The sequence below is a fragment of the uncultured Amnibacterium sp. genome (assembly GCF_964245895.1).
GTDB lineage: Bacteria > Actinomycetota > Actinomycetes > Actinomycetales > Microbacteriaceae > Amnibacterium.
Genome location: NZ_CAXTOQ010000023.1, coordinates 22,370 through 32,735, shown reverse-complemented (window position 1 = coordinate 32,735; position 10,366 = coordinate 22,370). Strand labels below are relative to the sequence as shown.

9 protein-coding genes are annotated in these 10,366 nt (G+C 73.1%); 7 read left to right on the top strand and 2 right to left on the bottom strand.

The genetic code is table 11. The features are described 5' to 3' along the window. The 5 genes from ACFE60_RS05515 to ACFE60_RS05495 form a co-directional block, all read left to right on the top strand. Window positions 1–325 (top strand): cytidine deaminase (locus tag ACFE60_RS05515; protein ID WP_375387843.1); only part of this gene is annotated, 325 nt, incomplete at its 5' end. 157 nt (window positions 326–482) lie between these two features. Beyond that, entirely contained in the window at window positions 483–1,592 is a 1,110-nt protein-coding gene (locus ACFE60_RS05510; RefSeq protein WP_375387842.1) for a BMP family protein, read from the top strand. A gap of 59 nt (window positions 1,593–1,651) precedes the next feature. Beyond that, window positions 1,652–3,169, top strand: coding sequence for an ABC transporter ATP-binding protein (locus ACFE60_RS05505; protein ID WP_375387841.1), 1,518 nt, complete (start codon window positions 1,652–1,654; stop codon window positions 3,167–3,169). Next, window positions 3,166–4,449, top strand: a complete 1,284-nt coding sequence (locus tag ACFE60_RS05500; RefSeq protein WP_375387840.1) for an ABC transporter permease — start codon at window positions 3,166–3,168, stop codon at window positions 4,447–4,449. Before ACFE60_RS05505 ends, ACFE60_RS05500 begins: the two co-directional genes overlap by 4 nt. Beyond that, window positions 4,446–5,705 (top strand): ABC transporter permease, encoded by a 1,260-nt coding sequence (locus ACFE60_RS05495; protein WP_375387839.1) that lies wholly within the window; start codon window positions 4,446–4,448, stop codon window positions 5,703–5,705. The genes ACFE60_RS05500 and ACFE60_RS05495 overlap by 4 nt, the downstream gene beginning before the upstream one ends. 215 nt (window positions 5,706–5,920) lie before the next feature. On the opposite strand, the gene ACFE60_RS05490 is transcribed toward ACFE60_RS05495, so the two are convergent. Both ACFE60_RS05490 and ACFE60_RS05485 read right to left on the bottom strand, forming a co-directional pair. After that, entirely contained in the window at window positions 5,921–6,646 is a 726-nt protein-coding gene (locus tag ACFE60_RS05490) for a creatininase family protein (RefSeq protein WP_375387838.1), read from the bottom strand. 91 nt (window positions 6,647–6,737) lie between these two features. After that, window positions 6,738–8,129 (bottom strand): amidohydrolase, encoded by a 1,392-nt coding sequence (locus ACFE60_RS05485; RefSeq protein ID WP_375387837.1) that lies wholly within the window; start codon window positions 8,127–8,129, stop codon window positions 6,738–6,740. Window positions 8,130–8,457: 328 nt separating this feature from the next. On the opposite strand from ACFE60_RS05485, the gene ACFE60_RS05480 reads away from it, so the two are divergent. Together ACFE60_RS05480 and ACFE60_RS05475 are read left to right on the top strand one after the other, a co-directional pair. Further along, entirely contained in the window at window positions 8,458–9,684 is a 1,227-nt protein-coding gene (locus tag ACFE60_RS05480) for an amidohydrolase family protein (protein ID WP_375387836.1), read from the top strand. Between the two features lie 9 nt (window positions 9,685–9,693). Beyond that, the gene (locus tag ACFE60_RS05475; protein ID WP_375387835.1) at window positions 9,694–10,365 is read left to right on the top strand and encodes a DUF4232 domain-containing protein; all 672 of its coding nucleotides are present in this window, start codon (window positions 9,694–9,696) and stop codon (window positions 10,363–10,365) included. The last annotated feature ends 1 nt before the right edge of the window (window position 10,366 follow it).

The window sequence follows — 10,366 nt, the reverse complement described above, 5'->3', positions numbered from 1 at the left end:
CGCGTTCGTCGACGACGGCCGCATCGTCTCCGGCTGCAACGTCGAGAACGCCTCCTACGGCGTCACGCTCTGCGCCGAGTGCTCGATGGTGTCCGCGCTCGTGATGACCGGGGGCGGGCTGCTGACCGCGTTCGCCTGCGTCGACGGCGACGGACGGGTGCTCATGCCGTGCGGCCGCTGCCGGCAGCTGCTCGTCGAGCACGCGGCGCCCGGCATGGTGCTGGAGACGGTCTCCGGCCTGCGCACCATCGACCAGGTGCTGCCCGACGCGTTCGGCCCCCGCCAGCTGGCCGCCTTCGCCGACGGCCGCCCCGACACGGACTGAAGCCCCCGCTTCCGGGGGAAATATCGGATCGATAACGCCTGGCGCTCGCGCCCCGATCGCGTCATCCTTCGTAACACGGCCGTCCTACCCTGACCGACGGTCCGCGGAGCCCCTCACCCGCTCCGCGGCGGAACAGCACCTGACGAAGGGTCCTTCTTTGACATCGCTCACCACGCGGATCGGACTCGGCGCCGTCGCGGCGCTCGGCTCCGTCGCCCTCCTGACCGGCTGCGGCTCGGCTCCCAGCTCGACGGCCACCGGCTCCGCCGGGGCGTCGGCGTCGACCTTCCTGCCCTGCGTGGTCGGCGACGTCGGCGGCTTCAACGACCACTCCTTCAACCAGCTGTCGCTGGAGGGGGTCCAGGCGGCCGCGAAGACGCTCGGCACCACCGCCAAGAAGGTGCAGTCGCAGACCTCCACCGACTACGCGCCCGCGTTCGCGAGCCTCGTCGCGCAGAAGTGCAACTCGATCGTCGCCGCCGGCTTCCAGTTCGGCGACCCGCTGGTCGCGTCCGCGAAGGCGAACCCGAAGATCGACTACGTGATGATCGACAACACCACCACGCCGGTGCTGCCGAACGTCAAGGACGTCGTGTTCAAGACCAGCGAGGCGGGCTTCCTCGGCGGCTACGCCGCGGCCGCGTACGCGGACAAGGTCTCGAAGAGCCCGGCCGTCGCGACCTACGGCGGCCAGAAGTTCCCGACCGTCACGATCTTCATGGACGGCATCGCGGACGGCGTCGCGTACTACAACTCGCAGAAGAAGGCCGACGTCAAGATGCTCGGCTGGAGCGTGAAGTCGCAGAACGGCTCGTTCGTCGGCAACTTCACCGACCAGAACAAGTCGAAGCAGATCGCGAGCGGGTTCCTCGACCAGGGCGCGAACGTCATCGTCCCGGTCGCCGGCTCCCTCTACCAGGGCGCGGGCAAGGCCATCACGGCGGCGAAGTCGGACGCGGTCCTCGAGGGCGTGGACGCCGACGTGTTCGAGTCGGACCCGAGCGTGAAGGCGCTCATCCTGACCTCGATCATCAAGCAGGTCGACGTCGCTGCGCAGACGGCGACCGAGGACGCGGCGAAGGGCGGGACCTTCGACAACTCCACCTACATCGGCGACCTGAAGAACGGCGGCGTCGCACTCGCCCCGTTCCACGACTACGAGTCGAAGGTGCCCTCGACCCTGTCGAGCGAGCTGGACACCATCAAGGCGGGCATCATCGACGGGTCGATCACGGTCGACTCGCCGGCGGCGACCACCCTGAAGTAACCCGTCCCTGGCCGGAGCCGGGCGTCCGCCCGGCTCCGGCCTCGTTCCTGGGAGAGCACGTGCGCCTCGAGCTCCACGGCATCACCAAGGCGTTCGGCGCCCTGATCGCGAACGACCACATCGACCTCGTCGTCGAACCGGGCGAGATCCACTGCCTGCTGGGGGAGAACGGCGCGGGCAAGTCGACGCTGATGAACATCCTCTACGGCCTGCTGAAGGCCGACTCGGGGGAGATCCGGCTCGACGGCGACGTGCAGCACTTCGCGGGCCCCGGCGACGCCATGCGCGCCGGCATCGGCATGGTGCACCAGCACTTCATGCTCGTGCCCGTGTTCACGGTCGCCGAGAACCTGATGCTCGGCCACGAGCAGACCCGCGGCGGCTTCCTCGACCTGCCCGCCGCCCGCAGGCGCGTGACGGAGATCTCCGCCCGCTTCGGCTTCGACCTCGACCCCGACGCGCTCGTCGAGGACCTGCCGGTGGGCGTGCAGCAGCGCGTCGAGATCGTGAAGGCCCTCTCGCGGGACGCGAAGGTCCTGGTGTTCGACGAGCCGACCGCCGTGCTCACCCCGCAGGAGACCGACGAGCTGATGGCGATCATGCGCCAGCTGAAGGACGCCGGCACCGCGATCGTGTTCATCACCCACAAGCTGCGCGAGGTCCGCGAGGTCGCGGACCGCATCACCGTGGTCCGGCTCGGCAAGGTCGTCGGCGAGGCCGAGCCCACCGCCTCCAACGCCGAGCTCGCGTCCCTGATGGTCGGCCGCAGCGTCGAGCTGACCGTGCAGCGCACCCCCTCCGGCGGCGGCGACACCGGCCTCGCGGTCTCGGGCCTCACCGTGCTCGACCCGGCCGGCCAGGTCGTCGTCGACGACGTCGACCTCGTCGTGCGGCGCGGCGAGATCCTGGCGATCGCCGGGGTGCAGGGCAACGGGCAGACCGAGCTGACGGAGGCGATCCTCGGGCTGCAGGAGGACGTGCGGGGCTCGGTCGTGCTCGACGGGCGCGCCTTGACGGGCCTGTCCGTGCGCCAGGTGCTCGACGCCGGGGTCGGCTTCGTGCCGGAGGACCGCCAGGAGGACGCGCTGGTCGCGGAGTTCTCCATCGCCGAGAACCTCATGCTCGACCGGTCGGACGGCGCCCCGTTCGTCAAGGGCGGCGCGGTGCAGCGCCGCGACCTGGAGTCGTTCGCCGCCGCGACCGTCAAGGAGTTCGACGTCCGCGCGCAGGGCATCGACACGCATGTCGGCCGGCTGTCCGGCGGGAACCAGCAGAAGGTCGTGCTGGCCAGGGAGCTCTCCCGCTCCCTTCGTCTGCTCGTCGCCGCGCAGCCGACGCGCGGGCTCGACGTGGGCTCGATCGAGTTCGTGCACGAGCGCATCGTGGCGACGCGGGACGAAGGGGTGCCGGTGATCGTGATCTCGACCGAGCTGGACGAGGTCGCGGCGCTCGCCGACCGGATCGCGGTGATGTACCGGGGCCGGATCGTCGGCATCGTGGCCGGCGACACGTCCCGCGACGTGCTCGGCCTGATGATGGCCGGCGAGCTGCCCGACGGCGTGCAGGTCGCGGCGTGACCGGCACGAGCGCGGCCGGCGCCGTCCCGGTCGGCGACACCGGGCTCGTCGGCGGCGGGGTCGATCCCGACCAGATCCCGCCGGAGGAGCGCGCACGGCTGCCGAAGCAGCCGGACGGCCGGTTCCGCGCGACGCTGATCGCGATCCGCGACGGCAGCGCGCTGACCACGGTGCTCGCGGTCGTGATCGCCCTCGTCGTCGGCGCGGTGCTGATCGCGGCGACGAACCCCACGGTGCAGAGCACCGCCGGGTACTTCTTCGCGCGGCCCACCGACATGCTCGCGGCGATCTGGGCGTGCGTCTCCGGCTCCTACGCCGCGCTGTTCCAGGGCGGCGTCTACGACTTCTCGCAGACGAACCCGCTCGTCGCCCTCCAGTCCCTCGGCCACTCGATCGGCTTCGCGACGCCGCTGATCGCCGCGGGGCTCGGCATCGCGGTCGCGTTCCGCTCGGGCGTCTTCAACATCGGCGGCCAGGGCCAGGTGCTGATGGGCGCAGCGTTCGCCGGCTACGTCGGCTTCACCTGGGACGGCCCGCCGGTGATCACGCTGCTCGTCGCGGTGCTGTTCGGCCTGCTGGGAGGCGGTCTGCTCGCCGGCCTCGTCGGGGTGCTGAAGGCCCGCACCGGCGCGAACGAGGTGATCGTCACGATCATGCTCAACTACGTCGTCTACTACCTGCTCGACTTCGCGCTGCAGACGCCGCTGCTGCAGGACCCGAAGTCGGTGAACCCGATCAGCCCGCCCACGAACGCGAGCGCCGTGTTCTTCCCGGTGCTGCCGCCCGACTACCACGTCAACGTCGGCTTCCTGCTGGCGATCGCCGCGACCTTCGCCTGCTCCTGGCTGCTGTCCCGCTCGAGCATCGGGTTCAAGATGCGCGCGGTCGGCGAGAACCCGCGCGCCGCCCGCGTCGCGGGCATCGAGGTGGACCGCGTCCTCACCGCGGCCATGGTGATCTCCGGCGTGCTCGTCGGCTTCGCCGGCGTGTACCAGGTGCTCGGCACCACGACCACGGGCTTCACGAGCGGCGTCGACGCCGGCATCGGCTTCAACGCGATCACGGTGGCGCTGCTCGGCCGCTCGCGGCCGTGGGGCGTGTTCTGGGCGGGGATCCTGTTCGGGGTGTTCCAGGCGGGGGGCTACACGATGCAGGCGGCGCAGAACGTCGACATCAACGCGGTGCAGGTCGTGCAGTCGGTGATCGTGCTCTTCATCGCCGCGCCGCCGCTGGTGCGCACGATCTTCCGCCTGCCGCAGCCCAAGGCGGTGACGGCATGACCGCGACGGCCGTGGCCCCCTCCGCGGTGAAGGGCGTGAGCTACAAGACCCCGATCGCGCTCGGCGCCTTCTCCGTGCTGGCGATCCTGCTGTTCGTGGTCTTCGCCCGGGACGGCGTCTCGACGTTCTCCTTCGCGCAGACGGGCACGATCACGCTGCCGGCCGTCGGGTTCCCGGTGCGCGGCACCGGGCTCGTCGTCGCCGTGCTCGCCGTGCTGCTCGCCGTCGCCGCGACGGCGCTGGTCCGCCTCCGCGGCGCCGCCCCGCGCTGGATCGTCGTCGTGTTCGCGCTGCTGCTCGTCGTCGGCTTCCTCGTCTGGGCGACCGCGGGCCAGCGGCTGCCGATCATCGGCCTGCTGACCGGCTCGCTCGCGCTCGCCGCGCCGCTGATCTTCGGCGCGCTCGGCGGGGTCGTCTCCGAGCGCGTCGGCATCGTGAACATCGCGATCGAGGGCCAGCTGCTCGCCGGCGCGTTCGTGTCCGCCGTGCTCGCCTCCGTCACGCAGAACCTGCTCGTGGGCCTGATCGGGGCGGTCGTCGCCGGCACCCTGGTCTCGTTCGTGCTGGCCGCGCTGTCGATCAAGTACGTCGTCAACCAGGTGATCGTCGGCGTCGTGCTGAACGTGCTGGTGCTCGGGCTGACCACGTTCCTGTACCAGGCGGTGCTGATCCCGTCGACGGACGTGCTCAACTCGCCGCCGACGTTCTCGAACCTCGCGATCCCAGGGTTGTCCCTGATCCCGGTGATCGGCGCCGTGCTGTTCGACCAGTCGATCGTCACGTACCTGATGATCGTCGCGGTGGTCGTGGTGTGGATCGGGCTGACCCGCACCCGCTGGGGCCTCCGGCTGCGCGCGGTCGGCGAGCACCCGCAGGCCGCCGACACCGTCGGCATCAACGTGTCGGCGACGCGGTTCTGGAACGTGGCGCTCGCGGGCGCGATCGTGGGGCTCGGCGGCGCGTACTTCACGCTCGGCTCGGTCGGGTCGTTCAGCCAGAACATCACCTCCGGCGCGGGCTACATCGCCCTCGCAGCGGTGATCTTCGGCCGCTGGGACCCGCTGCGAGCCTCCGCCGCGGGCCTGCTGTTCGGCTTCGCGAGCCAGGTGGCGAACATCCTGGGGATCGTCGGCAGCCCCGTGCCGTCCGACATCCTGCTGACCCTGCCCTACGTCGTCACGATCATCGCGGTCGCGGGCCTGGTCGGCCGCGTGCGTGGGCCGGCCGCGGCCGGGCGGCCGTACCTCAAGGGCTGAGCGCGAGCTTCAGCAGGCTGCAAGCACTTGAGCAGGCCGCAGGGCCGCCTGGCAGCCTGCTGAAGCGCGGACAGCCTGCCGAAGTGCTCACCGAGCACTTGTACAGGCCACGAGCACTTCGGCAGGACGCGCGCACTTGAGCAGGTCGCGCGCACTTGAGCAGGCCGCAGGGGCGCCTGGCAGCCTGCTGAAGCGCGGACAGCCTGCTGAAGTGCTCAGAGGGAGGCGAGGAGGCCCTCGATCAGGCGGAGGGACTCGGTCACCACCGCGTCCAGCAGGGCGGCGCCCTTCGCGGCCGTCGCCGGGCCCGGGTCGCCGAAGACGCCGGACTCGCTGAAGGGGTGCATGCGCATCGGCACCGAGCCGAACCCCGGCGGGAAGTCGGGGTAGACCGCCGCCGCGCCGCCCTGCACGAGGCGCGGGGCGATCGCCAGCACGAGCGAGGTCTCGATCTCCTCCGCGTGCATCAGGCCCGGCGCCGCCGGCCGGGACTCCCGGAGGCGCTCCGCCGCCTCGTCGAGGCCGGGATGGTCGAGCACCACGGCCCGGACCCCGTCCGCCTGCAACGCGGCCGCCGCGCGGGCGAGGGGCGCGCGGTTGCCCCAGTCGCCGTTGACGACCACCAGCAGCCGGGCGCCGGCCGCCGCGGCGCCCCGACCGATGTCGACGGCCAACGCCTCCACCGTCTCCGGGCGCAGCGTCACCGTGCCCGGGTAGCCGGACATGTTCCAGGTCGCGCCGTACCCGACGGCCGGCAGCAGCGCCGCGTCGAGCGCGTCCGCCACCCGGTCCGCGACGGCCTGCGCGGTCAGCGTGTCCGTGGCGAGCGGGAGGTGCGGCCCGTGCTGCTCGAGCGCGCCGACCGGCAGCACCGCGACGCCGCGGCCGCCGGAGAGGTGGGCGACCAGCTGCGGGGCCGTCGCGTCCTCCGCCCTCAGCACGTCTCCTCGTTCAGGTCGTTCCGGCGGTGCGCGGGGCCGGCATCGTCCCTGAGCGACGTGTCGGCGAGAACAGCCTGACCGAGGGAGCCGATCACGGCGCGTAGTCCTGGATGCGGCGGCCGTGCGAGCGGTCCCGCAGCTGCGGGACCCGGGCGGTGAGGCCGTCGATCGCCTCCTGCACGTCGATCGTGGTCAGCCGCCCCTCGTCGACCACGACCCGACCGTCGACGAGCACGGTGCGGACGTCCGCCTCCTGGACGCTGAGCACCAGCGCGGCGGCGACGTCGTGCAGCGGCTGGAGGTGCGGGCGGTCGAGCGCGACGAGCACGACGTCGGCCCGCCGACCGGGGAGCAGGGCGCCGACGCGGTCGCCGAGCCCCGCGGTCAGCGCGCTCTGCCGCGTGGCGAGATCGAGCGCGTGCGCGCTCGTCAGCCACGTCGCGTCCGCCTCCTTCTGCTTCTCGACCAGGGCGAGCAGGCGCAGGCTCTCCAGCACGCTGAGGGTGTTGCCGGAGGCGGGCCCGTCGGTGCCGATGCCGACCGGGACGCCCGCGTCGTGCAGCAGCCGCACCGGCGTCGTGCTCTGCTGCGCGTGCTTCAGGTAGACCTTGTCGCACGCGGCGACACCGATCCGGTCCGCAACCGGCGCGAGCCAGCGCACGTCGTCCGGGGTGATGCCGGCGCCGTGCGCGATGATCGCGCCGGCCTCGAGCACGCCCGTGTCGTGCAGCACCTGCATCGGCGTGACGCCGCGGCTCTCGAGGCTCGAGTCGGTCTGGAACATGCCCTCCGCGGCATGGATGTGGACGCGGACGCCGAGCTCGGTCGCGATCCGCGCGGTGCGCTCGAGGTCGGCGTCGTCGACCGTGTACGTCGCGTGCGGGCCGAGCATCGCGGTGATGCGGCCGTCGGCGGCGCCGTGCCACTCGGCCGCGAACGCGGCGGAGCGGTCGAGCCCGGCCGGGCCCTCGGAGGAGAAGTAGGTCGGTGCCAGCACCGCCCGCGCACCCGCGGCCGACACCTCCTTCGCGATCTCGTCCATCGAGAAGTAGTGGTCGGCGAACGTCGTGACCCCGGCCAGCAGCATCTCGCCGATCGCGAGCCGTGCCCCGAGGGCGACGTCCCGCGGGGTCATGTTCACCTCCATCGGCCAGATGTGGTCGTTGAACCAGGAGTGCACCGGCACGTCCTCCGCCGAGCCGCGGAACATGGTCATCGCGGAGTGGGTGTGGCAGTTGATCAGCCCCGGCATGGCGAGCCGGCCGCGGCCGTCCAGCGCGCGGGCGCCGGCGCGCTCCGCCTCAGGGGTCGTGCCGGTGGGGCGCACCCACGCGATCACGCCGTCGAGAACGCCGATGTCGTGGTGCTCGAGCAGCACCGCGGTCGCCCGCCGCGCGGCCGGGTCGTCGGGGTAGCCGGGCGCGGCCGGCTCGGTGTGGGTGAGCACGGTCGCATCGGTCACGATCAGGTCCACCGGAGGCACGCGAGCAGCCTAGGGATCGCGCTCGACGCGGTCATCGGCCCCGCGGCCGAGCACCGGCCCGCGGAGCGGTCATCCGCCGGCCAATGGGGGCAGGGCACCCTCGGGCGGCACGGGTCCCGGAGTCCGACAGCAGGAAGAACGGAGCACGTCGGCAGGAAGGATCCACGTCGGCAGGAAGAATCGGGCCGGTTCTTCCTGCCGGAGCGAATTCTTCCTGCTGAAGTGCTCGGGCCTCCCGGAGCCCGGAGCCCGGAGCCCGGAGCCCGGAGCGCGGGCCGCAGGATCGGCGGGGCGGTCTGGAAGACTCGGCGGGTCGGAAGGACGGCTCATGCTCACGGATCTCGAGGGCGTCGACCTCTGGGACGGCACCGCCCATCGCGGCCCGTCCACCCTGCGGTTCGCGCACGCGGGCAGCGACGCGGTCGTCGCCTCGGTGGAGCCGGCGAGCGCCTCCTCCGGCCTCACCGCGGTGCCCGGCCTCATCGACACCCACGTGCACCTGATCGGCGAGTCCACCGGCGCGCGCGTCGACTTCCTCACCTGGCCGCTCACGACGCGGGCGGAGGAGCGGGTGCTGCACGGCCTCGCGAACGCCCGCCGCGCCCTGGCCGCCGGCGTCACGACCCTGCGCGACCTCGCCGCGGACGACGTGCAGTTCTCCCTCCGGCGCGCGCTCGACGCGGGGGTGGTGCAGGGGCCGCGGCTCGTTGCGCACGGCGTCGTCGGCATGACCGGCGGGCACGCGGACCTGTTCACGCCGCCCGCGGTCGTCGACCGCCCGCCGGTGGCGGACGGACCCGACGAGTGCCGGCGCCTCGTGCGGCACTGGGCGCGATCGGGGTCGGACGGCATCAAGATCGCCACCAGCGGCGGGGTCCTGTCCGTCGGCGACCGCCCCGGCTGGCGGGGCTACACCCGCGCGGAGGTCGCCGCCATCGTCGACGAGGCGCACGCGCTCGGCCTGCGGGTCGCCGCGCACGCGCACACCGAGGCGGGCATCGAGCTGGCGCTCGACGAGGGCGTCGACTCCATCGAGCACGGCACGCTCGTCACCGCCGAGCAGGCGGCGCGGATCGCGGCGGCGGGGATCACCGTCGCGCCGACGCTGCTGATCAACGACCGGATCGCCGCGGGCCGCGGCGCCTCGCCCGAGCAGGCGGCGAAGGCGGTCGAGCTCGTGGCGGAGCGGGACCAGCGCCTCCGGGCCGCCGTCGCGGCCGGGGTCGACCTCGTGCTCGGCACCGATGCGAACGGCTTCCACGTCGGCTTCGGGGAGGAGCACCTGGAGCTCGTCAGGATGGCCGAGGTGCTCGGCTGGTCGGCCGAGCGCGCGCTGCGGTCCGCGACCTCCCGCGCGGCCGCCGCGATCGGCCGCGACGACCTGGGCCGGCTCGTGCCGGGTGCGAAGGCGGACCTCGTGCTCGTCCGCGGCGCGCCGTGGCGGGACCTCGGCGCGCTCGCACTGGAGGCGATCGTGGCCGTCGTCGTGCGCGGCCGCGTGGTGCACGGCGCCGTCCCGCCCGGCCTCCGCGATCAGGGGACCTCCCGGTCGTAGCGTGCGCGCATGCGCTTCGTCGGTGGAGCGGCCGCGGCCGCGCTGTCCCTGCTCCTGCTGACCGGCTGCGGATCGCAGGCGACGCAGTCCATGAGGACGCCGTCGGTGACCGTCGCTCCGACCATCGCGACGCCGACGCCGACCATGACGCCGACCCCCTCCCCGACGGCCGCGAGCACCGCGGACCCCGGGCAGGACCCGGAGCCGGCACCGACGCCGGCCGGGCTCGACCCGAACCGGCCGAAGGGCCAGTGCCCCGACGACGCGATCGGGGTCGCGGTCGCGCCGGACGCCGACGGCGGCGCGGCCGGCAGCCGCTACTCGACCGTCTTCTTCACGAACACCGGCGGGGAGACGTGCGTGCTGCGGGGCGCGCCCGGCGTCTCGGTGGTGGGGGAGGGGGACGGCACGCAGCTGGGGCGGCCCGCCGACCGCCTCCAGACCGGGGTCAGGACCGTGACGCTCGCGGACGGCGCGACGGCGGTCGCGACGCTGCGGATCACCAACATCGCTCCGGACGGCGGCCCGCTCGACGGCTGCACCGTGGTGCGCGGCGGCGGGTACCGGGTGTACCCGCCGCACTCGAAGCGGGCGTTCTTCGTCGAGGACCCGGAGGCCGTCGCCTGCTCGCCCGGACCGGAGTTCATGACGGTCGGGCCGGTCGCGCTGCAGAGGCCCTGAC